This is a genomic window from Pseudomonas sp. 58 R 12 (assembly GCF_900005865.1).
Classification (GTDB): domain Bacteria; phylum Pseudomonadota; class Gammaproteobacteria; order Pseudomonadales; family Pseudomonadaceae; genus Aquipseudomonas; species Aquipseudomonas tritici.
This window is the reverse complement of sequence record NZ_CVTP01000028.1, coordinates 540534-566146: the sequence shown is the minus strand read 5'-3', so window position 1 is coordinate 566146 and position 25613 is coordinate 540534. Positions and strand designations below refer to the sequence as shown.

Below are 25613 nucleotides of genomic sequence, written 5' to 3'. Positions count from 1 at the left end.
TTCACAGCGCCATTTCGATCAGGCAAGGACCACGGTCGGCCTTGGCATTGGCCAGCGCCCGTTGCAGTTCGGCATTGGTCTGTACCGTGCAGGCCGGTACCCCGTAGCCTTTGGCCAGGGCCTTCCAGTCAATACGCGGGCTGTCGAGCACGGTCAGGCGCAGGGCTTGTGGGTCCATTTCGGTCATGCCGAAACGACGCAGCTCGTTCTGCAAAATCGCGTAGCGATGGTTGGCGGCAATCAGGATCACCACCGGCAACTGCTCGCGGGCGATGCTCCACAGGGTTTGAATGGTGTACTGGGCGCTGCCGTCCGATTGCAGGCAGAACACGCTATTGCCGCGTTCCGCCAAGGCGGCACCGAACCCCACCGGAATCCCCTGGCCAATCGCGCCACCGGTATTAGTCAATACCCGATGCCGCGCGGCGCGGGCGGAGGCGGTAAAAAAGGGATAGCCGCAGGTGCCGCCCTCAACCGAGACGATGCTGTCGTCGGGCAGTGACGCGGCCAGCACTTGGCCGATGGATTGTGGCGTCAGCTCGGCGTGGCCGGGTGGCAGTTCGATACCCTCCGGGGTCGGCACATAGGCCGGTGCATTCAGGGCATCGGCCAACGCCGTCAGCGCGGCGGAAACATCGTCACCGACTTCGGCCAGCGTCAGCAGACGTTCACGTTCGGCGAGGCGCGACGGGATGCCTTCGTAGCCAAAGTAGCTAATGGGCTCGGGCACGCCAGCACAAATGACCAGGTCGTACTGCTCAAGAATTTCAATCGCCACTTCCGGGAAATACGGCAGGCGATCCAGGTCCGGCAAGCCACCGCCACGGTAACTCAGGCGCGGAAAGGTCTCGGCAAACAGGCGCACGCCGGGCTGTTGCGCCAGGCGCCCCGCTGCTTCCAGTCCCGCGACTGATAAGCCCTCATCGCCGACGATGAACACCAGCCGCTTGCCGTCACGCAATGCCTGCGCCACGGTTTCGATCCGGTCACCGGCAAACCGGCGAACCGGTGCGCGCAACGGGGCGAATACACCGTTGTGCGTCACCGCGTGGGCTTGCAGGTCCATAGGCAGGATCAAACTGGCGATCTGGCCTTTGGCCTGCCATGCCGCACGCACGGCTTCCTGCAAGTCTTCACCGATACCCGCCGCCGTGCGCGAGGTACGCACCCAACCAGAAACGGTGCCGGCTAAGGCCTGGATGTCACTCGCCAAGGGCGGATCGTAGTTGACATGCCAGGAGGCGTGATCGCCGATGACGTTAACGATGGGTGTATTGGCCCGACGCGCGTTATGCAGGTTGGCGATGCCATTGGCAAAGCCCGGGCCCAGGTGCGTCAGGGTCATCGCCGGTTTGCCGGCGATGCGGCCATAGCCGTCCGCGGCGCCGGTACATACCCCTTCGAACAATGACAACACCGGCTTGAGGGCAGGTGCGCTGGCCATGGCCGCCACCAGCGGAATCTCGGTGGTGCCCGGGTTGGCAAAGCAGTACTCGATACCGCTTGCCGCTGCCGCATTCACTATCAGTTGCGCGCCATTCATTGTCAGCCCTCTCGCTTGAGCGTTTTCTTTGTTGAGATTTATCACACAATATAGAGTAACAAACAAGTATTTTATGAATATAATCTCTTTATTTGAGATTTAGGTGAATTTATAATCTGAAAAGCTTAGTCTTTCGACCTGCAGGGTCGGGCTTGCTCGAGAATGCGGTTTGTCAGTAACTTCCATCACTGGCCCACCGCTTTCACGCGCAAGACCGCTCCCACATTGGATCTGCGCTGTTTTCGCCTATAGTGCTTACCCGCATGCCATCCCTTCTCTAGGAACGAAATGAGCAGCCTGAGTAAATTGCTGAATGTCCTGGACCTGTTCGGTCCGGCGACGTTGAAGATCGACCCGGACACCATCGCCGAGCGCATGGGCCTGTCGCGCGCCACCGCGTATCGCTATGTCAAGGAATTGTGCGACGCCGGCCTGCTGACCCGCGTGGACGCCGGCCACTACGGCCTGGGGCCGCGCGTGATCGAGCTGGACTGGATGATGCGCCAGTACGACCCCATACTTCTGGCGGGGCGCGAGCTGATGCACGAGCTGTCGGCGCAGACCGGCCTGGCGGTGTTCGCCAGCGTCTTCTACGACGGACGCATCATCAACACCTACATTGCCGAACCCACCGACACGTATCACTTCTCCTTCGGGCGCGGGCATCCGCTGCCCTTTTTTCGCGGCGCGCAGTCCAAGGTATTGATCGCTTTCCAGAAAGGTCGACGCCTGCAGCGTCTGTTCGAAGAGCATATGGCCAGCGACCCGGAAAGCCCGTACGACTGGGCCAGCTTTGCCAAGGCCACAAAGAAGATTCGCAAGGATGGGTACTGCATGACCCATGATGAACTCAACCTCGGCCTGACCGGCATCGCCGCGCCCATCATCCAGCCGGATATCGACGAGGTGATCGGCAGCCTGTCCGCCGTCGGCAGCACCCAGAACTTCAAGCTGCTGCGCCAGGAAACCGTGATTGAAATGGTCATGGACACCACCCGCCGGATTGCCGAGAACCTGCGCAATCCGCCGGGCGCCGCCGCATCCTGAGGTTCAGGCGCGGCGGCTGCGGTGGGCTAGAACGGCACGGCGATGGTCAACTGGCTGTAAACATTGGTGCCGTTGCCGGCGACCTGGTTGCCGCCCGTGGTGGCGTCCTGCTTGGGCTTGTAGAGGCCGATCAGCGGCGTGACGATCAGGTGCGGGTTGACGGCCCACTCGGCGTATACATCCAGCTCCCGAGCATTGAGGTTCAGCGCATTGCTCTTGCGCACGGTGTCGAAGTCGAAGTACAGCGCACCCAGAGTCAGGTTTTCCAGAGGCGTGGCCTTGAGGGCCACGTGCTGGATGCTGGTGTTGCTGTTGAACGGCCCGGCATAGTTGCCCGCGACTTCGCCCTGCAGCCAGGTGCCATAGCCAGTGCTCAAGCCGGTGAACAGCGAATCCCACTGCTGTGAGTAGCGGGTGTAGCGGTAGCTTACCTTTGGCGCCCAGGCGACATCGGCAAAGGTGTAGCCGGCTTCGCCGTACCAGGCTTTTTCGGGGCCGGTATCCTTGTCCTGCCAGGCATATTCGAACGCGAGGCTGACATTCGGCAGGCCTGCGTCGCCTTCGCCGCGTACGCTGTAGACATTCATGCCCTTGCGCTGGCGTTGAAAATCACTGGCCCAGCGTTCGTTCACATCGATGCCGTGCACCCAGGTCAAGCCCAGAGTGCCCGGCTTGGTGGTGTAATCAAGGGTACCGGCGGCCACTTCGGTTTCAGCCTGGGCGCGGTTATCGGACTTGAGCCACAACAGGCTGCCGTGCAGACCATCCTTGCCGCCCAGCCGCAGGAACGCGGTTTGATCGAAGGCGTGCCGCGCGGCCAGGTAATACGCACCGCCACGGTTCATCGTGCCATTGGCCGGCCCCTTGCCCAGGTTCGGACCGTCGTCGTTGATCAGGAAGCCACTGCCGAGCTTGACCACCTGGCGACCGCCGGAAATGTCCACGCCGTCCTTGCCCAGGGCCGGAAACAGGTCGCCGGAGCGCCAGCCCAGGTACGCATCTTCGATTTTGGTGGTGCGTTCGCTGCCCAGGGTATTGCCGGCCGGGTCACCGTCACCCCAGGTCGCGGAACTGACCAGCGCGAAGGCGCCATAGGCGGTGCCATTTCCGGCCAGGGACTGGTCGCCGCTCAAGCCATACTTGATGAAACCTTCGCGCCAGGTCGAACCGCCCGGCGTGCCGTCATAGTTGTTGCGGCTGTTGAACATGCCGAACACGGCGGTCATGTCGGCATTCAGATGCCGACTCTCATCGCTGTACAACTCATAGGCCTGAGCCTGACTGATGGCGCAAAGCGTCAACGTACAGGCCAACGTACCGCTGAGAAATGACGTGGAGGGATACCGCATGATCGAAGCTCCTTGGGTGCGCCTTTTGAGAGGCTGTCTTAGTTGTTGAGGCGTTATTCGGCTGCGCGGTTGTTGACGAACAGCAACTGCTGGCCGGTAAATTCCAGCAACCCTTCCAGGCCGAACTCGACGCCGAAGCCGGACATCTTGCTACCGCCGAACGGCGTGTTCGGCTGAATGCGCGCGTGGCAGTTGACCCAGGCCACGCCACTCTCCAGACGGCTGGCCAATGCCTGCGCTTGCTCAACGTCCGGGCCCCAGACCGAACCGCCCAGGCCCATGTCGCCGGCATTGGCGCGGCGCAACACATCCTCGACATCCTGATAAGCGATCAGCGGCAATACCGGCCCGAACTGTTCCTCGTCGACCAGACGCTGGCCATCGGTCACATCCGCCACCAGTGTGGGCGGGTAGAAGAAACCAGGACGATCCAGGCGTGCGCCGCCACACAGCACCCGCGCACCGTGTGCCCGCGCATCGGCAATCAGGGCGTCCACCAGGCGCAGTTGATCGAGGTTCTGCACCGGGCCGAAGTTGACGCCGGGCTCCAGGCCATCACCGACCACCTGGCGCTCGGCAATTTTTGTCAGTGCCTCGGCAAACGCCTTGTACTGGGATTCGTGAATGTACAACCGCTTGAGGGCGGCGCAGGTCTGGCCCATGTTGAGGAAGGCGGCCTGGAAGATCTCTTCGACCACCTCCTCCACCGGCGTGCCAGGCAAGACAATCGCCGCGTCGTTGCCACCCAGTTCGAGCGTCAGGCGCTTGAGGTTGGTGGCGGCCCCGCGCATCACGCTCTGGCCGGTGGCGGTGGAGCCCGTGAACACAATCTTCTGGATCCCCGGGTGCGAGGTGATCGCGCTGCCGAAACCCTGCTCGCCGGTCACGGAGTTGATGACGCCGTGGGGCACATGCCGCCCGATGATTTCAACCAGGCGCAACGTACTCAGCGGCGTCAGGCTCGACGGCTTGCTGATCACGCAGTTACCCGCGCGCAGCGCCGGCATGATGTGCCACACGGCAATCATGAACGGCCAGTTCCACGGCGTGATGGAAGCCACCACGCCCAGGGGCTTGCGATGCAGCTCGACGCGCTGGGTCGGGGTCTCTTCCACCAATTCCACGGCAATCTCTTGCCCGGCCGCGTAGCGGGTCCAGGCGGCGGCGCCCATGACTTCGGAAAACGCCAGTTCAAGGGGCTTGCCTTGTTCCTGCACGATCAGCCGAGCCAGGGCGTCGGCGTCCTGCTCGATGTCATCGGCGATCGCATTGAGGCGCTCGCAGCGCAGAGCGTGGGCGCTGTGGCGCCAGGTCTTGAAAGCCGCCTGGGCGGCGGCTACCGCCTCGTCCAGCTGCGACAGCGAACCGGCCGGGCATTGCGCGAATACGGCGCCGGTCGCCGGGTTTATCACGTCGAACTGGCCGCTTTCACCGCCAACCGCAACGCCATTGATGAACATCTTGTAAGGGTGCATATGCAATTTCCTTTAACGCAGACGAGCCTTGCCGGACAGTGGCAAGCGAACAATTCACAGTAGAGAGGTATCGATCCAGACCTTAGAGCTTGTGGCTGCCCAGGGCCATAAACCGCTGCGGCGACACCTTGCGCAGGCGCATGGCGAGGTACAGGCCGCTCAGCAGGGCTGCGGGAATCACTGCGCACAAGCTGTAGGACAAGAGCTGGCTGGCTCCCGTGAGCACATCGAAATGCGCCACCGCCAGCACCAGCACGCCCAGCAACGCCAGGCACGAGAGCACTGGCAGAATGCGCCCGCGCAGCAAGCCGACCTTGTGCTCGGGATGCCGATGGAAATACACGCAGATCGCCACTGAGGTCATCGCCATCAGCAGGATCACGCACAGGGTTGCCAGGTTGGAGAACCAGGCGAACAGTTGCAGAATCGGGTCGGCGTCCATCGCGGCGAAGATCAACACCACCACCGCCGCGATCAGGCTCTGTAAGGCCGACCCCATGTGCGGGCTCTGGTGCACGCGGTGGGTGGTGCCGAGCACGCTGTGCAGCAGGCCGTCACGGCCGATGGCGTAGAAATAGCGCGCCGCGGCGTTATGGAACGCCAGCAGTCCGGCGTAGATGCTGACCATGAACAGCACGCGGATGACCTGGGTCAGCTGCGGGCCGACAAAGTGATCGGACATGCCGTAGATAAAGGTGGTGGGGTCTTGCAAGGCCAGCAGCATCGGCACGATTTTGTCCGCGCCCACGCCCACCACCATCGACCATACCGACAGCGCGTAGAACCCGCCGATCAGCAGCACCGAGCTGTAGGTGGCAATCGGGATGGTGCGCTGCGGGTCTTTCGCCTCTTCGCCGTAGATGGTCGTGGCCTCGAAGCCGATGAAGGCGGCAAAGCAGAACAGCAGGCCGATGGACGGAGTGCCGCTGAACACATGCTGGCTGGTGAACGAGTCGAGATTGACGCCGCTGTCGCCGCCGGTCTTCAGGATGGCGAAGTCGAGAATCAGGATCGCCAGGTATTCGGCGATCACCACCAACGACAGGACCCGCGCCGAGAGGTCGATCTTGCGATAGCCGAGAAACGCAATGCTGGCCATCGCCATCAGCGAATAGGCCCACCAGGGCAAGACCACGCCCGCCACGCTCTCCATGGTGCCGGCGACCACGCCACCGAACATGCCATACAAGGCGATCTGCAGGATGTTGTAGGCGAACATCGCCAGCACCGCCGCCGAACCGCCGGCCAGGCCACCCAGGCCCCGGGAGGTAAAGGCGTAGAAACCGCCGGCGTTGGTAACGTGACGCGACATGGTGGTGTAACCCACCGAGAACGCCATCAGCACCAGCAAGGCCAGGATCAGCAATGCCGGGGTGCCCGCGCCGTTGCCCAGCATGATGCCGATCGGGAAGCCGCCGGCGATCACACTGAGCGGACTCGCCGCGGAAATAACGAAGAAGATGATGAAGCCGACACCCAGGGCGCCACGCTTGAGCTCCGTGGAGCTGTTGACCGGGAGAGTTACGCTCATGTTCTTGACCTTATTGTATGAGGCAGTCGCTGTGGGGTAGCCCCGATCCAGGCGCTATCGGTGCCGGGTAGCGCTTTTATTGTTGAGGTTGGGCGCTGTATTCGATGCTATGCCCGCCCACGAACACCTCGCTATCCCAAATCGGTAACATCGCGGGCGGCGCCCCAAAACAGGTCAGGGCCCGATTCACTCCCCGCCGATTTGGGATAACGCTACGGGCCTGCAGTCGTGCAAGCTAGCATCACCCACCCTACGCCTGCCTGAGCCTGAAGTTGCCGGCGTCGGCCATTCAATTATCGAGTGCACCCTATGTCCGCCAAGCGCCGCTGGCTGATCCTCGGCATTATTTCCAGCGCATTGCTACTCATCGTCATTGACATGACCGTGTTGTACACCGCCTTACCCACCCTGACCCGCGAGCTTGGCGCGACAGCCTCGCAAAAGCTCTGGATCCTGAATATCTACGCGTTGATTGCCGCCGGCCTGTTGCTGGGCATGGGCACACTCGGGGATCGCCTGGGGCACAAGCGTCTGTTCCTCGGCGGGCTGGTTGTGTTCGGCCTGTTCTCGCTCATCGCGGCCTTCTCGCCCTCGGCCAATGTCTTGATCGGCGCCCGAGGTGGCCTGGCCGTCGGCGCGGCGATGATGATGCCCGCCACCCTGGCGCTGATCCGGCTGACGTTCAGCGACGCACGCGAACAGGCCATGGCCTTTGGTGTGTGGGCGTCGGTGGCCTCCGGCGGCGCGGCGCTCGGTCCGGTCGTGGGCGGCTTGCTGCTGGAGCATTTCTGGTGGGGCTCGGTGTTTCTGATAAACGTGCCGATTGTGCTGGCGGCGCTGCTGCTCGGAACGCTGTTGATCCACGACCATCCGGGCAATGCGCAGCGGCACTGGGACTGGCTGGGGTCGCTGCAGGTGATGATCGGTTTGATAAGCCTGGCCTATGCCGTCAAGGAACTCGGCAAGCGGTCGCCCTCCTTCGCGGCCATGCTGGTGGCGCTGCTGCTGGGTGCGTTGTTCCTGACGCTGTTCATTCGACGTCAGCGCCGGGTCGCACAGCCGATGCTGGAACTGTCACTGTTCGCCATGCCGCTGTTCAGGAATGCGGTGATTGCGGCCGTCGCTTCAGCCGTCGCGTTTATCGGCATGGAACTGGTGTTCAGCCAGCGTCTGCAATTGGTACTGGGGATGTCACCGTTGCAAGCGGCACTGTTTATCCTGCCGCTGCCCCTGGGTTCCTTCGTGGCCGGGCCACTGGCCGGCTACTACCTGTCGCGCCTGGGCAACCGGCGCATGCTGTTCTGGACCTTGCTGTTCTCGGCGGCCGCCATGCTGGCGTACCTGTTGCTGCACAACGCGGCGGTACCGCTGCAAATTGTCAGCCTCGCCCTGCTGGGCATGGCCATGGGCGCGGCGCTGACGGCGGCGTCCAGCACCATCATGCTCAGCGTGTCCACGGACAAGGCCGGCATGGCCGCGTCCATCGAGGAAGTCTCCTTCGAACTGGGCGGTGCCGCCGGCGTGACACTGGCAGGCAGCCTGTTGTCGGCGATATATGCCTGGTCCGCCAGTTTGAGCATGCCAGCCCGGTTGAGCCTCAATCCCCTGACGTTCGAGAGCCTGGACGACGCGCTGCTGGTGTCGGCAACGTTATCGAGCGATGACGCGGCGCTCCTGACAGGGCTGGCCCGTTCGGCGTTCGATACGGGCTTCGTGGCCGTACTCGCGGTACTGGCAGCCCTGCTGTTGATCGCGGCGCTGCGGGTCCGGCCCGGCCGGCAAGCAGCGGTCATGCCGCGAGCGTAGAAAAATGACCGAACCGGGCTCGTTAAAACCCCAAGGCCGGCCGATATATGACATACCCAATAAAAAGCCAGTGGCCCAGGCCAATGACTGGTCAACCGGCACGCTGTTCACTAGCGAGATACTCCGATGCTCGACACGCTCTCCATCCGCTTGAAAATCATCTTGCTGTCCGGCTTGTGCCTTCTGGGCGTGATCGGCCTGATCGTCAGCATGAACCTCTACCAGGGCAACCAGAACAGCCGGTTGATCGGTACGTCCAGCAGCAAGATGCTGACCGACAGCGGCGAGAACCTGCTGCTGGCCAAGGCCGCGGAACAGGCGGGCAATTTGCAGCGCGCCTTTGGCAACAACCTGTTGCTGATAACCGCCCTCTCCGACCAGACGATCCAATTACGGAACATGGCCGCCCAACGCGGCTTGCCGGCCGCGACGTTGCGCGAGGAAGTGAACCAGAGCCTGAAGACAACCTTCGAGCACAACCCGCAGATATTGGGGCTGTGGCTGGTTTTCGAACCGAACGCGCTGGAAGGCCAGGACAGCGAGTTCGTCAATGACGCGGCGCGCGCCTCCAATGAAAAGGGCCGCTTTTCCAGCGCCTGGAACCGCGGTGGCGGCGAATCGTTGAACATCCTTATTCCCGAAGCCGATTTGCACAAGACCGAGCTGAGCATCAGCGGCACCCCCTATAACAGTTGGTACACCTGTCCGCGAGACACAGGACGCACCTGCCTGTTGTCGCCTTACGCCGATACCCAGGCCGGGCAAGTGCAACTGATGACCACGCTGTCGACACCGCTGATTGCCGATAGCAAGGTCATCGGCACCCTCGGTGTGGACCTCGCACTCGGCGCCCTGCAAGCGGCGGCGAGCGATGCCCAGCGGACGCTGTTCAACGGCTCGGGCAGCATGCTGATTGTGTCCGACAGCGGCGTGCTCGCGGCCTACAGCAAGGACGCAGGCCAGGTCGCCAAACCGGTCAACGTCACGTTGGGCGAGCAAGGCAAGACGATACTCGCGGCTGTGGCGCAAAAAAAACCGGCGGTGCTGGCCGAGAATGACTTGATCCGTGCCGTCTACCCCGTCGCGCCCATCCCCGACGCGGCGGCGTGGGGCGTGGTCATCGATTTGCCCAAACAAGTCTTGCTGGCCGACTCGATCGCGCTTCAGGCCTTGCTTGACCAGACCCAAACCCGCGACACGCTGGAGTCGCTGCTGGTGGCCATCGGCGCCGGGTTGCTGGGCCTGCTGCTTATCTGGCTCACCGCCTCCGGCGTGACGCGCCCGATCAACAGTGTCGCGCAGATGCTCAAGGCAATTGCCAGCGGCGACGGCGACCTGACCCAACGCCTGCACTACAGCAAGAAAGATGAACTGGGCGAACTGGTGAACTGGTTCAACCGTTTCCTCGACAAACTGCAACCGACCATCGCGCAGATCAAGCAGAGCATCACCGATGCGCGCGGCACCGCCGACCAATCCTCGGAAATCTCGCGGCAGACCAGTGAAGGCATGCAGGTGCAATTTCGCGAGATCGACCAGTTGGCAACCGCGTCCAACGAAATGAGCGCCACCGCCCATGAAGTCGCCCACAGCGCCTCGAATGCGGCCCAGGCGGCACACGGTGCCGACCAGGCGTCGAGGGACGGCATCAGCCTTATCGAGCGCAGCACCCGCGACATCACCGCCCTGGCCAGCGAGGTCAGTAAGGCGGTGAATGAAGTCGAGGCCCTGGCGGTCAACAGCGAGCAGATCGGTTCGGTGCTGGAAGTGATCCGCAGCATTGCCGAGCAAACCAACCTGTTGGCACTCAACGCGGCGATTGAAGCGGCGCGCGCCGGGGAAAGCGGCCGGGGGTTTGCGGTGGTAGCCGATGAAGTGCGCAACCTGGCCAAGCGCACCCAGGATTCAGTAGAAGAAATCCGCCTGGTGATCGAGCGCATCCAGACCAGTACGCGCGGCGTGGTCGCCACCATGTATTCCAGCCAGACACTGGCCCAGGACAACGCCGGGCAGATCCACCAGGCCGTGCAGGCCCTGAGCAAAATCAGCGAGGCGGTCACGGTAATCAGCGACATGAACATGCAGATCGCCAGCGCGGCGGAAGAACAAAGCGCGGTGGCCGAAGAGGTCAACCGAAACGTCTCGACCATCCGCGGGGTGACCGAGACCCTTACCGAGCAGGCCGCCGAGTCGGCGCAGATCAGCAGTCAGCTCAACGCACGGGCCAATCAACAGATGACACTGATGGACCAGTTCCGCGTATAGCGCACGGCGCCAGGGTGGCGCGTGACGTCTGGGACGGCAACTCGGCGAACAGCGCATGGTACTCGGCCGCGAAATGGCTGAGGTGGTAAAACCCCCATTGGGCCGCTGCGTCGCCAATCGAGAGGCCCGCGGTCTGGGTGGACATCAAGCTGCGGCGCACGCCATTGAGCCGCACGCAACGCAGGTAGTTCAGGGGCGTGGTCTCGGCCACGGCGCGAAAACTGTTCTGCACGGTGCGCCGGCTCACCTGTAGGCGTTCGCACAGTTCGAACACACTGGGCACGTCGAACTGCCCGGCAGCCGCCATACGGTGGCATTTCTCGACGATAAAACTGCGTGTGGAACTGGGCGTGCGCTGCTGCTTGTCGCAGGCCGGGTCGGCCATCAGTTGCACCAGCTCATCGAGCATGGCCTGTTCCAGCGCCTGTTCATGTTGCCGCTCCTGCACGCTGTCGTGAGTCCCATCGGCCATGGCCTGGGCGAACAGCGCGAGCAAGCGCCGACGGGCCTCGGAGAAACGCTGGCTGGACACCCTGATAACCGGCTGGCGCAGCAACAGGCTGACGTCCTTCGCCGATGCCGTTTGCGCCAGTGCCTGCTCGAACAATTCTCGCTCGAAGGTAATCGACAGCAGCTGCATGCCCATCGGCATATGGAACATGAACTCCTCGCCGCCGTGCAGAAAGAACAGGCTGCTGTCGTCCACCTCACGCCCCTGCATGCGCATCGAACCCGGCACGTTGATCGGCACCGCGAAGCACATCTTGCCGCGCGGCGCGACGCCGTGTTGCACGACACGCTGGTTGATCTGTTCGAGGAAAACGTGGCAACCGCCCGTGGTCAGCTGCATCAGCGTACTCTCGGTCGAGCCGGCGGTTAACTGGTTGTAGTCCTGGTTCCACTGCTGCACGTTGGCGGCATGAACGTGCACGTCCTTAAAATGACCGGTGCTATTATTTCTCATAATGAGCGACACCTACTAATTATTTATTCTTTTAAGGCGTTTTTATTTCTTTATATTCTCACATAAAGCAATTTATGCAAATTCCAGCGCCATTTAAAGGGCACGCCGAATGACCTGCGCCAGCACGCCCATGTGCCGATTCGGGCTACCTGCCTGGCGCCCGCTACGGAGATGATCAACCCCACATAAAACACCCTTGCAGAGAATCCGTCATGAGTGAAGCCCAGCTTGCAGCCCTCCATTTTGCCGATGCACCGCGAATCACCTCCAGCGCGCTTCCCGGGCCCAAGACGTGCGAGGCCCTGGCACTGTCGGCGCGCACCGAGTCCATGGCACGCGGCGGCGGGCGCATGCCGATCGCCATGGACCGCGCCTTCGGCGCCACCTTCAAGGATCCCGACGGCAACACTTACATCGACCTGTCCGCCGGGGTCGGCGTGAGCAGCGTGGGCCGTTGCCACCCCAAAGTGGTGCAGGCCATTCGCGAACAGTCCGAAGTGCTGATGCATGCCCTGGAAATCAACAGCACCCGCCGCACCGAGCTGGCCGCCAAACTGTCCGAAATCGCCCCTGACGGCCTGCGTGGCGATTGCATTACCTTCTTCACGCAAAGCGGCAGCGACGCATTGGAAGCCGCCATCAAGTTCGCCAAGCGCATCACCGGGCGGCACCAGATCATCGCCTTCCATGGCGGCTACCACGGTGTCTGGAACGCCTCGGGCTCGCTGACAACCGGCACGGCCTACCGCAAGGGCTTTGGCGCACAGATGGGCGGCGTGATTCACGCGCCCTACCCTTACGCCTACCGCTTTCCCTTCGACACCACCCACAAAAGCGCCGAACAGATCGCCGGCGACTACATCGACTATCTGCTCAATACCCCGTACACCGCCGCCGATGACGTGGCGGCCGTGATCGTGGAACCGGTACAGGGCGAAGGCGGCTACGTGCCGCCCTCGCCGGAGTTCCTGCAACGGTTGCGCCAGGCCTGCGACCGCAGCGGCACCTTGCTGATTGTCGATGAAGTGCAATCCGGCGCGGGTCGCACCGGCAAGATGTGGGCGGTCGAACATTCCGGCGTGAAGCCCGACATGCTCACCTTCGGCAAAGGCATCGGCAGCGACCTGCCGATGGCCGGCCTGATTATGCGCTCGGACCTGGCGGCGAAGATTCCCGACGGCTCTATGCCCAATACCTTCGCCGCCAACTCGCTGTCCGCGGCCGTGGCGCTGACCAACATCAGCATCCTCCAGGACCCCGATCTCGACCTGCTCAACCGTGCCCACGCGCTGGGGCTGGAAGCCCAGGAACGTATCCGTGGCTTCAACAGCCCGCTCGTGGGGGAAGTGCGCGGGCGCGGCCTGATGATCGGTATCGAACTGGTCGAAGACTCCGTCAGCAAAGCGCCCCTGGCGGGCGAGAAGATCGGTCAGTTGATGGGCTACCTGCTCAACCACGGCGTCCTGATGATCCCCTGTGGCCGCTACAGCAACGTGATGCGCGTGATGCCTTCGCTGACCATTTCCCGCGAGCTGTTCTTCAAGGCCCTGGATATCTTCGGCGACGCCCTGGCGTCCCTCAAGGCCTGATCCTGCCCTCTTATGGAACACAAAAAATGACTGAGCACTTGAAGCATTTCATCGCTGGCTTGGCCGTCGACAGTTCCGACGGCCGTCGCCTCGACCTGATAAACCCGGTGACCGAACAGGTGTACGCCAGCTCCGCGCGCGGCACGGCCGAGGACGTGGACCGCGCCGTGGCAGCCGCGTACAGCCAGCTCGAGGGCGGCGCCTGGAGCCAGCTCGACGGCGCACAGCGTGGCCGGCTGCTGTCGAAGCTGGCCGACCTGGTAGAGCGCGACAGCGAATTACTCGCCGACCTGGACGCCAACGCCATCGGCCGCTCGCCCATCGAACCACGCCGGATGGACCTGCCCAACGCGATCGCCAATCTGCGCGCCGCGGCCGGCTGGGCCAACCAGCTTGAAGGCCGGACCATTCCCAGCGGCGGCTACTTCGGCACCCGGACCCTGTCGTACACGGTACGCGAGCCGGTGGGCGTGGTGGGTGCCATCGTGCCCTGGAATTCGCCGCTGATGATAACGGTGTGGAAGCTCGCCGCCTTGCTGGCGGCAGGCTGTACGGTGGTCATCAAGCCTTCGGAAGAAACCCCGCAATCGGCGCTGCACCTGGCGGCGCTGGCGCAGGAGGCGGGTTTCCCGGACGGCGTAATCAACGTGGTCACCGGCTACGGCAACGAAGTAGGCCGGGCCCTGTGCGAACACCCGCGCATCGCCAAGATCAGCTTCACCGGCAGCCCCGAGGCCGGACGCGAGATCCAGCGCACCGCCGGCGTGCTGTTCAAGCGCGTGGCCCTGGAGCTGGGTGGCAAGAGCCCGCAGATCGTGTTCGACGACGCGTCCTTCGACGACGCCTTGCGCGGCTGTGCACTCGGCCTGTTCGCCAACCAGGGCCAGGTCTGCGCCGCCGGTTCGCGCATTCTGGTGCAGCGCAGCATCGCCGAGCGTTTCGGTGCGGCGCTGGCCGAGGCTGCTCAGGCGGTGAACGTGGGCGACCCGCGCCAGCCCGGCGTCCAGATGGGCCCGGTGGCCAAGAAAGCCCAGTTCGAGCGCGTCAACCGCTACATCCAGCTCGGCATCGACGAGGGCGCCGTGCTACTCGCCGGCGGGGTATCGAGTCCTGAACGGGGCTGGTTTGTGCGGCCGACGATCTTCGCCCATGCGCGCAATGACATGGCGATTGCCCAGGACGAAATATTCGGCCCCGTGGGCACGCTGATCGCCTTCGACAGCGAAGAGGAAGCGATCGCCCTGGCCAACGACTCCAGCTACGGCCTGGCGGCCACGGTATGGACGACCGACCTGTCGCGCGCGCACCGCGTCGCGGCGGCGGTGAAGGCCGGCGCCGTGGGCATCAACTGCTGGAGCCCGCTGGACGCCAACCTGCCCTGGGGCGGCCTCAAGACCAGCGGTATCGGCCGTGAAGGCGGGTTCAGCGGCGCGCTGGCCTACACCGAGGAAAAAGTGATTACCGTGCTGCTGCCTGCCTGAGCGTACTTTCCGCACTGACCGCGCCACCCTCGACAAGGGTGGCCCTTCAAACGTGCATAGAACCGTGGAGAGCCTTATATGACCCCATTAGATCAACCGACAATAGATCGGTACCCAACCGCCCTGCGCGTATTGCACTGGGTACGTGCCGTACTGGTCCTGGGCCTGCTCTGGGCAGGGTGGCACATGACCGGCCTGAACGATGAAGTGCCGAGCAAATACGAGCTGTATTACCCCTGGCACAAATCCTTCGGGTTACTGACGTTTCTGCTGGTGCTGACCCAGATCACCCTGCGCTGGCGGGCACCGAGCATTCCGCAACCGCTGGAGACACTGGCACCGTACGAGCGGATCCTTTCCAGACTGACGCAACGTGCAATGTATGCGCTGGTAGTGATCGTGCCCTTGATGGGGTACTCCATGTCGAGCACCTACACGATGAGCGACGGCGTGTTCTTTTTCGGGGTTAATTTGCCGGAGCTGCTGCCCAAGAATGACGATTGGTTCGCCGTGTTCCAATGGCTGCACAAAGTCCTCGCCTACACCCTGCTGGCGCTGATCGTGCTGCATGTGGTGGGTGCGCTCAAGCACCGGTTTTTCGACAAGGACCCGCGCAAAGACGTGCTGCGTCGCATGCTATGAACCAGGAAGGCGTTGGCGCAGGATGCCAACGCCTCGTTAGATATCGCTTGAAACGGAGCCCACCAAGGGTCTGGTGCTTGCGAAAGCAGCTCTGGAACATGAATGAGCTTTAGCACAGCCGGCGTCGATCTGGTGCGTCAGCAGGCCTGCGTCCATGGCTCTGCGCACCACCACACGTACCATGTGATAGGCCTCGCGAAACGACAGATCCGCTTCCTGCAATATCAAGTGTGCCAGCTCGATGTTCGGCGCCGCGCTGCGCAACACCAGGTAGAGGAGTTTCAGGCAGCGCAGGCTTTCTTCCACCACCTACCAGAACCCACGGGCGCCCTCCCGGTCGCCGTCGCAGGTATGGGAGAAATTGCTTCCCTTGATGCTGATGCTCGCCTCCCCATCAGCAGACCGACGATATGCCCGCTGCGCCACTTGATATACTCCAGCACCGTGGGATTTTTCTTCTGGGGCATGATGCTCGATGTCGCGGCGACGCTGTCAGGAAAGTCGATTGGGCTAAAATCGTGAGTGCTCCAGACGAAATAGTCTTGGGAAACGCAACGCCAGAATAAAGCGGCCAAGAACCGCTCAAAAAGAGTGGCTGTCTAAAAAGGGTGCCCTCGGGAACGAGGGCACCTCCACCAAGGAGCAAAAGTGGAAACTATTCCAGGCGCACGGATGAAACGCTCTGCCGGTTTCTAGTACTGACTGCGTTATTTACGTCATGCTTTTCTTTGATCAAGCTAGATCTCGCAAGAAGTACAGAACGTTTGCCAGGCAAAACTCGGCGATCCGACGGTGGGCTATGGCGTGTGCAGGGATACAACTTTATATAAACGGCGAGGAACAAAAACAGGTGACATCAGTCACCTGCCAGGTATCAAAATGTCGTAGCAAACACCAACTGGGTGTACACATTTGTATCGTTGTTACCCAACTGCGTCCCCCCCTTCTCTGTACTCTTTTCTGGCTGGTAGATGCCTAACAATGGCAAAACGGTCAAGTGCTGATTAACGCGCCACTCGGCATACAAGTCGATTTCATGACCATCGGTGTTACTCACGTTACGATCGATGGTGTCGTAATTAAAGTACATGGCTCCGAGGGTCAGGCTTTCCAAAGGATTGACCTTGAACGTAACATTCTGGATACGAGCGTTATTGTTAAAGGGGCCGGCATAGTTACTGGCCACTTCACCCTGGAACCATGTGCCGTAGCCACGACCCGTCCCATAAAACAAGGTGTCATAACCCTCTGAAAAGCGGCTGTAGCGATAGCTGGCGCTCGGCTTCCACGGAGCATCAGCAAAGGTCCACCCTGCTTCCAGATACCAAGCGTCCTCATTCGCCGCATTCGGTTTGTTTTGCCTGGCGTATTCACCCGACAAAAACAGGTTTTCCACGCCCGCATTCCCCACTGCGCGCACGCTGTAGGTCTTCATGCCTTCACGCTCAAGCTGCAGGGGCGAAGCGTACTGTTCAGCGATTTTCGTGGTGTTGATGTACGTCAGGCCAACCGTACCGGCTGCAGCCACGTGTTCCAGCGTACCGACGTACATCTCGGTATTGGCCTGAGACGGGTTATCGGATTTAAGCCACATCAGATCGCCACGCCAGCCCTCTTTACCGCCAATGCGCAACACGGCTGTCTTATCGAACGCTTTGCGGGCAGCCACGTAGAAAGCACCTCCACGATTGTACTGTCCGTCGCCGAGGCCGCGACCTGCACTGAAGGCATCGCCCTGAATAAGGAAGCCGTCGCCCACTGCAATATTCTGTCGACCGAATGAAAAGTCGATGCCGTCTTTGCCAAGGACTTCAACTAGGTTGCCCGAGCGCCATCCCAAATAAGCATCTTCAATCTTGGTGGTGCGCTCAGATCCATCAGTGTAGCCAGCAGCGTCCCCGTCCCCCCAAGTGGCCGAACTGACCAGTGAGAAGGCACCATAGGCCGTCCCTGCGCCTCGCAATCCCTGATCGCCGCTCACGCCGTACTTGATGTAGCCCTCTCGCCATGAGGACGCCCCCTGTGTTAACCGGCCAGAGGCTGGATAACTTTCACGACTGTGGAAAACGCCAAAAACCGCATCCAGGTTAGCATTGAGATGGGTGTCATCTCGGGAAAAAAGCTCATAAGCGCCCGCGGGAGTTGTTGCATTGAACAGTGCAGCGAGGGTACAAAAGTGAAGCAGGGAATATCGACGCATGGTTGCATTTCCATTTTTTTTATTGGGTTAAGCGATACATTAAATGGGCTATTCCTCACCTGCATTTAAATGCCGCCAGGATTCTGCAGTCGTTGGGGTAGTCAATGGGAGCTACCGATTAATAGTTGCGTAGTTTAAGTTTTAAACATCTGTTGCGTTTTTTTAAATCTTCACCTCCTCGCGATAGCTTGCTTGAATACCTCTCTAGCAGGCCTAACATGAGCATTATTATCTTTACAACAATCGAGTCTGACGTGCTTTTTCTGTAGAGCCTGTGCCACGTATAAGAAGGGCTAAAGATTTAAGTATGCTGACCCAACAGAAAACACCCGCTTCTACAGAGACTGATATTTAAATCTATAACCGACACCCTCAGTAGACCCTGTTCAACCCCGACAAATTGCCTTCCGATCAAAACGCTTGGCGAGTGTCAGAAGGCACCGCTCTTATAGCCGGCAGAAACAGTGCGGGCACTCCTCGTCTCCGGCACCCGAACTGTTAACTTAAAGTATATAACCTATCCCGGCGAGTGCGTCGTCAGCGTTGATCAAACGAATCAACTTACGCTGAATTTTGAAAGTGTCACTAACGCGCTCAAGCTCGTAGACGATGTCCGCGCTGTAATGTTTGAGCGAGTCCTTACGGAACTCGCGCACGTTTTGCGCGCAACGGACCCTCACTTTTTCATCGCTTTCGAACAGCACACGAAAACGTGACAGGGTGCGCACGGTACGCGGCTGCGGGCTGGTGGAAATCGAATCACCTCCGGTCAGACGCTTGATTCGTAACTGACGCATGTGATGATCGTCATAGGCGTAGTTGAGGGTGTTTTCGAAGTCTTCTTCCTTGGGATTGATCGGGATAATGTAAGTACCCTTTTCGTTCCACAGGCTCAACCAGGTGTCGAATTCGCCATGGTCGAGCATGTCGCCTTCAGCCCAGATAAAAGCGGTGACTTGGTTCAGTAATTGCAGGTTCATTTACTTAGTCTCTGCCGTCATCATCTTTTTCCACTGCTGGTAAGCAGCGCGCATGCCGGTCTCGGCGCTTACGTCGCTGACCAGCCCGTCTTCGGTCGGTATCTCACCCGGCAGGCCACGGTTCAACATGATCCACAGGTCTTCGCCAGCACTGGCGCCTTTCTGCACACGCTCCCAGGCTTCGGAATCGTCCGGAGTACCAAAGCCCATCGGACCCTGGAAGTGCTCATGCAAACGCAGGCGGTAGCGGTTGGCTATAGCAGGGCCGCCGTCCATGGTGATTACCGAGTGATGAATTTCTGTCTCTGTCACCGATATCGGTTGCAGCGCGCGGAAAAACGCCATGGAACAGGCAACGTTGGGGAACAGGTTAAGATTGAAACCCGAGCCACCGACAGCACGAACAATACGGCGCACTTGCTGCTCTTCGATACCGTCTTCGCGCAATTGCGCAGCAAGCTCCTCGAAGCGCTCCGGAATCGGTTTGTCGAGATCGGCTTCAAGATCCACCAGGTCGGGGATCATCACCATTACGCTGTGCCCGTTACCAAGGTCTTCGACGTAACCCGGCCCTTCAACGAAGTCGAACAGTTTGAGGGTTTGCTCATCAACCGATGCCAGGAATGACTTGTGCACCAGCGGGAAGTGGTAAGCGTCTGTGGTATTTTCCAACTGGATTTTCCAGTTGCCCGGAAAGCGGAAACGGTGCTCGCCTGGGACCTTGATCGGGTAACCGGCGCCCTGTTTCATGAACAGGTCGATCCATTTCTTGGCAGGCCCGAGGAAGTCGGCCAGTGGTTCGATGTCATCCTTGAGAGTGGCAAACAGCATGCCCGCATATTCTTCAACACGCAGGCTGACCAGAGGCAGCTCGCCCTTATCCAGGCAATCACCGTAGCTTTCAGGGCTCGGCACACCACGCAGTGAACCATCCAGCGCGTAACTCCAGCCGTGATATGGGCAGACAAAGCTGTTGGTCTTGCCCTTCTTGTGTTCGCATACCGTAGCGCCGCGATGGCGGCAGCGGTTGAGGTGCACATGGACCTGTTTCTTGCGGTCGCGCACCACGATCACCGGCTGCTTACCGATGTAGGTGCTTTTGTAGCTGCCCGCCTCCGGGATCTCGCTGACGTGCGCGACCCAGACCCAAGTACTGTAGAAAATCTTTTCCAGTTCCATGTCAAACAGCTTGGCGTCGGTGTACAACGAGGTGTGCACGCGGTCGTGCTTGATCAAGCTTGCGGGTTCCATATCAAGCCCGACAACGTTAATTAAATCGCTCACAATTAGTTACCTTTCTATCGCAATGTCACGAGAGTTATTTTGAAATAACCTTAAGCCCGCACCCACAGCTCATCAACCGCCGACCGCGAGAGGTTTATTGTTTTAAAGACAACAAGCGTCAGCCCACCTGGATCAAGCTTAACGGTGGTGTAGGCATGGCCTATATCATTTGATTCCGGACGAGTCGGATTTCCTGAAGCGTCCCTTGATTATCCCGTAGAGAAACAAGACAACTAGAAGTAATGGAGTGCCATTGACCCAGGCAGATTCACTGCCCGTCAGCATGCCGTAATTGTCGTAGATGAGATAAACGGCAGTACTAAGCCCAGCCAGTGCGATGAGTGGGCTGAGTAACGTTTTAAAATACCGTTTATCGTTGGCTTTTTTGAAGTGAACAACGACCCCCAATGTGACAAATGTCTGAAGCCCTATCAATCCAAGCGTCGACAATGCCACCGTTACGGGAAACAAAAATACAAAAGCGTCATAGCCCAGGGAGGAAGAGACGATAATGGTCAGTGCAACGAGCACGGTCACAAGCAGACTTGCATTGGCTGGAGATTTTTTCGTTTCATGAACATGTGAAAGAACATTCGGCAAGTGCCTGTCTTTGGCCAAAACTTGAACATACCGCGTCGCAGCATTATGCAGTGACAACAAACAGCAAAAGTTGCTGGTGCACAGCATGAGAGAAACAATTGTCGCCATCGTGCTACCCAAACGAGTCGTGAACAAATTAATGACCAACCCACCCTTCGCTATTGCTGCCTCGTCCTTGATGGAGTCAAACCCAACCTCACCGATGATCAGCCAGATAATGATCAAATAGGCGACGCCTACCAAAACGACCGCCAAACGAGTGGCATGCGGAATGGTTTTTGCTGGCTTCCTGGCTTCCATCGCATAAAGCGCGGCGGACTCAACACCGAGGAATGATGCCAGCGCCACCATGAGCCCAACCCCCAGCCCCGGCAGCATTATTGCGTCTACCGAGATGGCTTGAACCGGGAAGGCGTTAAGACCTTTATCCAAGAATATTGAAATACCCAGTAGAAAAAGCACAAAGAACTCTGCAAGCACCAAAGGCACGAGGATCTTTGCGGCAAAATCAATATTCGCCCGACCCAGGTAACAGATCGCCCCCACGTATAAGACGGTCCATGCTGCCCAACCGATATCAATACCAAACCCTTGCATGGTCATATTCGTGTAATACCCGGACGCCACGGCAATCGCCGTGGTAATCGCCAGATAAGAGGCTAAGGCGACCCATGCCGCCCCCGTGCCTACGCCCCGTCCAAAGATCACCGTGAGGTACTTGTAAAATGCGCCGGCCCCCGGGATCGCCCGGATTAACTCGCCATACCCTATCGAGAAAAAAATCATCAGAATTCCTGCCAGCAGGAATGCTCCGGCAAGGCCAGCGCCATTACCGTGCTCAAAAGCAATGGGGGCTGCTGTAAGAACGGCCCCTAACGGTCCTGCGGCTGCAATCACCAATAACGCGATTTTATAAGCACTTAGATTACCTTCTAATTGCTGGCCGCCTGCAGGCACATCTGCAGATAGGGGCTCGGATAGCTCTGTCATCCCAATTCTCCACTCTAATTATTTTATGAATAACGGAAATAAATCGATGCAGCAGCGTCCTTGCGGACCAACGCGAGCGCTCCTCAAGCGCAAGCGATACCTGCCCGCTGCCCCTGAAAACCGCAGCCTGGCCATTCTTTATATCGCCCTTCACTCGTTGCCGAGTTCATCAAACTCTTATCTTGCCAAAAGGCGTGTACTCAGAAACTCAAACCAATCACTTGTCTTCGATGACACGATTCATGACGCCTATTCAACGAGGCATCAATGTGCAGTGTATATTCCTGGCCTTGGCAAGCGGATTGAATCTGGTTCAAGCGTATCCTTCTAATTGTCGGCGCGATGTAGATTGCGCATCACACGTAGCCGGCTTCATAGGGGTATACGGCCTACCGGTATCCTTGCAGTACTTCGTCGCGAAAACGATGACACCGTAAGCGACATTCGTTGTACAGATTGCAACGCTGCAACCTTTTGAGTGACATCCCTGATCAGGTCCTTGGTCGCCCGAGAAGGAACTGAGTCACTTTTTGCTTGCACCGCCTGCTGATTGCACCGCCTGACCCGCGTGCTTGCTGCGCTCGATGACGAACGCTGATTTATTCAAAGGAACGCGCCAGCAATGGCACACAGACGTGCGTCGTCACCCTTTGCCCCGATGAGTTGCAGGCTGGTTTTAATGGAGGAACCCGGATAGGGAATTGGCACACTCAATGCCGGGTGCCCGCTCAAGTTGAACGGCCTGAGGAAGCGCGTCAGATCGATCACCGATTCACCCTTGCATACATCAACCAATAGCGGTGGCAGACGAGGCAAACTCGGAAGGACGAGTGTATCGAAGCGTTCCAGCAAATGGTCTACTTGTTCGCTGAATGCCATGCGCACCGCATGCGCAGCTTGTACGGCTACGGCATCAGTGTTGGCCGCACGCAGTAACCTCGCCTCAATATCGGCACCCAGTAAAGCCTGGCCGGTGTAATGACCATAAGCAGCCCACGTTTCAGCATTAATGACGGTCAATGCAGCCTCGAATGCCTGATCAAGAAGCGGCAGCGTGACGACTTCCCAGGCCCAGCCGCGACGGTTCATCTCGTCCCTTATGGCTTGCTCAATCGCAGGATCGCAAGAGACATTGACTAAACCTACCCGGAATTTCCCGAGAGGCTTATGCGCCGAGAAAGTTGAGTCCATTGAAGTCATCGCAGCCACGAGCGTCTCGAGATCACGAGCCATGGGTCCTACAACATCAAGAGAACTGGAAGCCGGATACACACCGTGACGACTCAAACGACCGAACGATGGCTTGAGACCCAAGACCCCACAGCAGGCAGCCGGCATGCGCACAGAACCTCCTGTATCAGTACCCAATGCCACATCAACATTTCCCTGAGCAACGATGACCGCTGAGCCACTGGAAGAGCCACCAGGTATCCGACCCGGTGCCTGTGGATTAATTGGCGTTCCAGCCCACTCGTTGATACCGGTCACACCGAAAGCCAGCTCATGCAGCACAGTCTTGCCAATGATTTGCCAACCATCGTCGAGAAGCGCCTTCACAACAGTTGCATGGTTTTGGGCTGGCGGGGCGTGTTCGAAAGCACGACTCCCACACCGTGTTGGCCAACCTGCCACATCCAAAGAATCCTTGATGGCGACCGTCCGACCTGGCCCCCCGATGCAACCTTCAATGACCAGCGGGATCACAGTGACGCCCCCTGGACATTCTCGAGACGAAAGGCATCAACGCGTTCAGTTGAAAAAGAGGAGATGCGCCAGGCGTCTGCCTCCCAGAGAAATTCCACGCTGAGGGCGGCGACAACTGATCCTGATTGGCCAGACTCGTAGCGACTGAGTTGCTGCATTACCCATCGGCCTTTGGCTTGAAAACCATCGACAGATATCTGCTCACCGGAAAGAAAGTGCATATTTGACAGAAAGTGTGGAGCCGGTGGCAGGTAACTCATGAGCATCGCCACTATCGCTTTGCGTCCGCCTACACGACCAAACTTAAGGGCATACCGAGATCCGACCCCCTGCCAAACTGCGTTCTGGCAGAACAATTGGCCCAGCTCGCTTTCACGTGTTTCAGGCCCGGGAACGTCGCACAAAAACATATACCGATTCAGTAAATGGCGAACCGCAGATTCGGCCTCAAGTACCCGAATACGCTCTTCCAGCAGGGAAATGTCAGAAATGGGGGAAATCATGAAAAGGCTCCTGTCGAATCTGCAAAAACAAGACAAGGAAATTACTGACATAGAAATCGGGCCACAATCACAGCAACCAGGGATCATGTTGCTTTTTAGGCAATGATGTTGATCGGTGCTTGACCGGAATAGCCGCTATACCCTGCTAGCGCAAGCGTTGTCATTACCACAACAAGTGTCGCCTCGAATGTCATCGAGTTCAAAAAAACGAACTGTAGGATAAGCGTGGTCTGTTACCTAGTTTAGCTTGAGCGCCAGAACTCATGCCGAATGCTCCAAGGCTGATTTGGAGCAGTTAAGCGCCGAAAAAAGCGCATAACCGTCATGGCTCACCCGATTATTCGAAGGCCCTGCCATTTGGACCGTTCGATTCAGAATGACAACGGCGTTGAAGGTTAGAGCGCAACCGGTCAGATCACGTCCCCGCTGAGAAAGGTTCGTATCAGCGGCAAGAGCAGTATTTCAAAATGAGCATCAACGACTATGCACAACTTACCAAATATTGATTTCATTTACCTCTCCGAACCGGACATGATTCAGGCGGGCGTCACCAATATGGCAGCCTGCGTTGACACGATGGAAGAAATGTTTTCCCTGATGTACCACGGCGACTACCGGATGGCAGGTCCCAATAACAATTCCCACGGATCTGTGGTGGTATTTCCCGAAGACTCACCTTTTCCGGACATGCCCAAACCTACCCCCGATCGACGCTTCATGGCGATGCCTGCGTACCTTGGCGGTCAATTTCGAACAGCCGGGATGAAATGGTACGGATCCAACATCGCGAATAGAGAGAAGGGCCTCCCCCGCTCCATCCTTCTGTTCGTACTCAACGATGCCGATACGGGCGCTCCTCTGGCAATCATGTCAGCGAATCTTCTTTCTGCTTATCGAACAGGCGCCGTGCCTGGCGTAGGCGCCCGCCATCTGGCCAAAAAGAATTCGAAGGTGGTTGGCATCCTGGGTCCAGGTGTGATGGCGAAGACCTCACTTTCGGCATTCGTTGCCGAATGTCCTGAGATTGACACAGTTAAAGTCAAGGGACGCGGCCAAAAAAATATCGATGCGTTTACATCGTGGGTTCGTGAGACTTTTCCGCAGATTGTCAACATTCATGTGGTTGACACCAACGAAGCTGTGGTACGCGACTGTGACATCGTCACATTCTGCAATTCCGGAGCAATTGGTGATGCCTCTGCCTACCCTGTGGTGAAGCGTGAATGGGTAAGCCCTGGTACGTTTCTGTCCATGCCCGCCTTGACGAGTATCGATGAAGGCATGCAGTCACCCGACATCCGCAAGGTTCTGGACAATCCTTCTCTCTACCAGGCATGGCATGAAGAAAATCCCAAGCCAGTGCACAACATCGTGCCAGTAGTGGGCATCCAATTCCTGGATCTGATAGACGAAGGAAAAATGTCACCTGACCAGCTCGAGGATCTGGGCAAGATTGTTGTCGGTGAAGCACCTGGACGCAAAAACGACGATGAAATCATCATCATGTCGGTCGGCGGTATGCCGGTAGAAGACGTTGCGTGGGGCACCGTGATTTATCGCAACGCCTGCGAAAAAGGCATAGGCGTCAAACTTAATCTCTGGGAAACCCCAACGCTAAGTTGATCCCGCACGGCCACCGCGCCTTCTGAGTTTTCATTGA

General features: G+C 59.0%; 19 protein-coding genes and 1 pseudogene. 9 read left to right on the top strand and 11 right to left on the bottom strand.

The genetic code is table 11. From position 1 onward, the window contains the following. Window position 1: 1 nt before the first annotated feature. Window positions 2-1543 (bottom strand): acetolactate synthase large subunit, encoded by a 1542-nt coding sequence (locus BFP95_RS26960; protein ID WP_065910953.1) that lies wholly within the window; start codon window positions 1541-1543, stop codon window positions 2-4. 288 nt (window positions 1544-1831) lie between these two features. On the opposite strand from BFP95_RS26960, the gene BFP95_RS26955 reads away from it, so the two are divergent. Beyond that, entirely contained in the window at window positions 1832-2590 is a 759-nt protein-coding gene (locus BFP95_RS26955; RefSeq protein WP_065873515.1) for an IclR family transcriptional regulator, read from the top strand. Between the two features lie 26 nt (window positions 2591-2616). Here the strand turns inward: BFP95_RS26955 and BFP95_RS26950 are convergent, their stop codons facing one another. The 3 genes from BFP95_RS26950 to BFP95_RS26940 form a co-directional block, all read right to left on the bottom strand. Continuing rightward, window positions 2617-3939 carry a hypothetical protein gene (locus BFP95_RS26950; RefSeq protein ID WP_175403054.1) on the bottom strand — a complete coding sequence of 441 codons (1323 nt, stop codon included), beginning with the start codon at window positions 3937-3939 and terminating at the stop codon, window positions 2617-2619. Window positions 3940-3992: 53 nt separating this feature from the next. Next, complete coding sequence (locus tag BFP95_RS26945; protein ID WP_065873516.1) at window positions 3993-5414, bottom strand: aldehyde dehydrogenase family protein; 1422 nt, start codon at window positions 5412-5414, stop codon at window positions 3993-3995. Between the two features lie 82 nt (window positions 5415-5496). Further along, the gene (locus tag BFP95_RS26940; RefSeq protein WP_065873517.1) at window positions 5497-6945 is read right to left on the bottom strand and encodes an APC family permease; all 1449 of its coding nucleotides are present in this window, start codon (window positions 6943-6945) and stop codon (window positions 5497-5499) included. A gap of 309 nt (window positions 6946-7254) precedes the next feature. On the opposite strand from BFP95_RS26940, the gene BFP95_RS26935 reads away from it, so the two are divergent. From BFP95_RS26935 to BFP95_RS30495, 3 genes and pseudogenes are all read left to right on the top strand, one after another. After that, entirely contained in the window at window positions 7255-8751 is a 1497-nt protein-coding gene (locus BFP95_RS26935; protein ID WP_056858414.1) for an MFS transporter, read from the top strand. 126 nt (window positions 8752-8877) lie between these two features. Continuing rightward, window positions 8878-10158: pseudogene (locus BFP95_RS30500) on the top strand (HAMP domain-containing protein); the annotation flags it as partial. Between the two features lie 102 nt (window positions 10159-10260). Next, window positions 10261-11016: a methyl-accepting chemotaxis protein gene (locus BFP95_RS30495; protein ID WP_371905584.1), complete on the top strand. Its 756-nt coding sequence runs from the start codon at window positions 10261-10263 to the stop codon at window positions 11014-11016. On the opposite strand, the gene BFP95_RS26925 is transcribed toward BFP95_RS30495, so the two are convergent. Beyond that, window positions 10964-11980 (bottom strand): helix-turn-helix domain-containing protein, encoded by a 1017-nt coding sequence (locus tag BFP95_RS26925; protein ID WP_056858412.1) that lies wholly within the window; start codon window positions 11978-11980, stop codon window positions 10964-10966. The two genes, BFP95_RS30495 and BFP95_RS26925, sit on opposite strands and share 53 nt — an antisense overlap. Window positions 11981-12192: 212 nt before the next feature. On the opposite strand from BFP95_RS26925, the gene BFP95_RS26920 reads away from it, so the two are divergent. The 4 genes from BFP95_RS26920 to BFP95_RS30490 all read left to right on the top strand — a co-directional run bounded on the left by BFP95_RS26920 (window position 12193) and on the right by BFP95_RS30490 (window position 16214). Beyond that, the gene (locus BFP95_RS26920; protein ID WP_056858411.1) at window positions 12193-13569 is read left to right on the top strand and encodes an aspartate aminotransferase family protein; all 1377 of its coding nucleotides are present in this window, start codon (window positions 12193-12195) and stop codon (window positions 13567-13569) included. 26 nt (window positions 13570-13595) lie between these two features. Next, window positions 13596-15050 carry an aldehyde dehydrogenase family protein gene (locus BFP95_RS26915; RefSeq protein ID WP_056858410.1) on the top strand — a complete coding sequence of 485 codons (1455 nt, stop codon included), beginning with the start codon at window positions 13596-13598 and terminating at the stop codon, window positions 15048-15050. Between the two features lie 78 nt (window positions 15051-15128). Beyond that, on the top strand, window positions 15129-15692 hold the full coding sequence (locus BFP95_RS26910) for a cytochrome b (protein WP_065873520.1): 564 nt from the start codon (window positions 15129-15131) through the stop codon (window positions 15690-15692). Window positions 15693-15794: 102 nt separating this feature from the next. Next, the gene (locus BFP95_RS30490; protein WP_065910951.1) at window positions 15795-16214 is read left to right on the top strand and encodes a hypothetical protein; all 420 of its coding nucleotides are present in this window, start codon (window positions 15795-15797) and stop codon (window positions 16212-16214) included. A gap of 352 nt (window positions 16215-16566) precedes the next feature. Here BFP95_RS30490 and BFP95_RS26900 read toward each other — a convergent pair whose 3' ends face one another. The 6 genes from BFP95_RS26900 to BFP95_RS26875 form a co-directional block, all read right to left on the bottom strand. After that, window positions 16567-17892 (bottom strand): hypothetical protein, encoded by a 1326-nt coding sequence (locus tag BFP95_RS26900; protein WP_065910950.1) that lies wholly within the window; start codon window positions 17890-17892, stop codon window positions 16567-16569. A gap of 503 nt (window positions 17893-18395) precedes the next feature. After that, window positions 18396-18872, bottom strand: a complete 477-nt coding sequence (locus BFP95_RS26895) for an aromatic-ring-hydroxylating dioxygenase subunit beta (RefSeq protein ID WP_065910949.1) — start codon at window positions 18870-18872, stop codon at window positions 18396-18398. Then, on the bottom strand, window positions 18873-20156 hold the full coding sequence (locus BFP95_RS26890; RefSeq protein WP_065910948.1) for an aromatic ring-hydroxylating oxygenase subunit alpha: 1284 nt from the start codon (window positions 20154-20156) through the stop codon (window positions 18873-18875). It abuts the gene before it with no gap. Window positions 20157-20321: 165 nt separating this feature from the next. After that, a complete protein-coding gene (locus BFP95_RS26885; RefSeq protein ID WP_065910947.1) occupies window positions 20322-21746 on the bottom strand; it encodes an APC family permease in 1425 nt (474 codons plus the stop codon). A gap of 603 nt (window positions 21747-22349) precedes the next feature. Then, window positions 22350-23450, bottom strand: a complete 1101-nt coding sequence (locus BFP95_RS26880; protein ID WP_065910946.1) for an amidase — start codon at window positions 23448-23450, stop codon at window positions 22350-22352. Then, window positions 23447-23953, bottom strand: a complete 507-nt coding sequence (locus tag BFP95_RS26875; RefSeq protein WP_065910945.1) for a nuclear transport factor 2 family protein — start codon at window positions 23951-23953, stop codon at window positions 23447-23449. The genes BFP95_RS26880 and BFP95_RS26875 overlap by 4 nt, the downstream gene beginning before the upstream one ends. A gap of 483 nt (window positions 23954-24436) precedes the next feature. On the opposite strand from BFP95_RS26875, the gene BFP95_RS26870 reads away from it, so the two are divergent. Beyond that, on the top strand, window positions 24437-25576 hold the full coding sequence (locus BFP95_RS26870; RefSeq protein ID WP_003173918.1) for a tyramine oxidase subunit B: 1140 nt from the start codon (window positions 24437-24439) through the stop codon (window positions 25574-25576). Window positions 25577-25613 lie beyond the last annotated feature (37 nt).

Bases quoted from the DNA above. Each gene is read 5' to 3' on its own strand.
- BFP95_RS26960 (WP_065910953.1), bottom strand. From the start codon at position 1,543: ATGAATGGCGCGCAACTGATAGTGAATGCGGCAGCGGCAAGCGGTATC.
- BFP95_RS26955 (WP_065873515.1), top strand. From the start codon at position 1,832: ATGAGCAGCCTGAGTAAATTGCTGAATGTCCTGGACCTGTTCGGTCCG.
- BFP95_RS26950 (WP_175403054.1), bottom strand. From the start codon at position 3,939: ATGCGGTATCCCTCCACGTCATTTCTCAGCGGTACGTTGGCCTGTACG.
- BFP95_RS26945 (WP_065873516.1), bottom strand. From the start codon at position 5,414: ATGCACCCTTACAAGATGTTCATCAATGGCGTTGCGGTTGGCGGTGAA.
- BFP95_RS26940 (WP_065873517.1), bottom strand. From the start codon at position 6,945: ATGAGCGTAACTCTCCCGGTCAACAGCTCCACGGAGCTCAAGCGTGGC.
- BFP95_RS26935 (WP_056858414.1), top strand. From the start codon at position 7,255: ATGTCCGCCAAGCGCCGCTGGCTGATCCTCGGCATTATTTCCAGCGCA.
- BFP95_RS30495 (WP_371905584.1), top strand. From the start codon at position 10,261: ATGCAGGTGCAATTTCGCGAGATCGACCAGTTGGCAACCGCGTCCAAC.
- BFP95_RS26925 (WP_056858412.1), bottom strand. From the start codon at position 11,980: ATGAGAAATAATAGCACCGGTCATTTTAAGGACGTGCACGTTCATGCC.
- BFP95_RS26920 (WP_056858411.1), top strand. From the start codon at position 12,193: ATGAGTGAAGCCCAGCTTGCAGCCCTCCATTTTGCCGATGCACCGCGA.
- BFP95_RS26915 (WP_056858410.1), top strand. From the start codon at position 13,596: ATGACTGAGCACTTGAAGCATTTCATCGCTGGCTTGGCCGTCGACAGT.
- BFP95_RS26910 (WP_065873520.1), top strand. From the start codon at position 15,129: ATGACCCCATTAGATCAACCGACAATAGATCGGTACCCAACCGCCCTG.
- BFP95_RS30490 (WP_065910951.1), top strand. From the start codon at position 15,795: ATGAGCTTTAGCACAGCCGGCGTCGATCTGGTGCGTCAGCAGGCCTGC.
- BFP95_RS26900 (WP_065910950.1), bottom strand. From the start codon at position 17,892: ATGCGTCGATATTCCCTGCTTCACTTTTGTACCCTCGCTGCACTGTTC.
- BFP95_RS26895 (WP_065910949.1), bottom strand. From the start codon at position 18,872: ATGAACCTGCAATTACTGAACCAAGTCACCGCTTTTATCTGGGCTGAA.
- BFP95_RS26885 (WP_065910947.1), bottom strand. From the start codon at position 21,746: ATGACAGAGCTATCCGAGCCCCTATCTGCAGATGTGCCTGCAGGCGGC.
- BFP95_RS26875 (WP_065910945.1), bottom strand. From the start codon at position 23,953: ATGATTTCCCCCATTTCTGACATTTCCCTGCTGGAAGAGCGTATTCGG.
- BFP95_RS26870 (WP_003173918.1), top strand. From the start codon at position 24,437: ATGCACAACTTACCAAATATTGATTTCATTTACCTCTCCGAACCGGAC.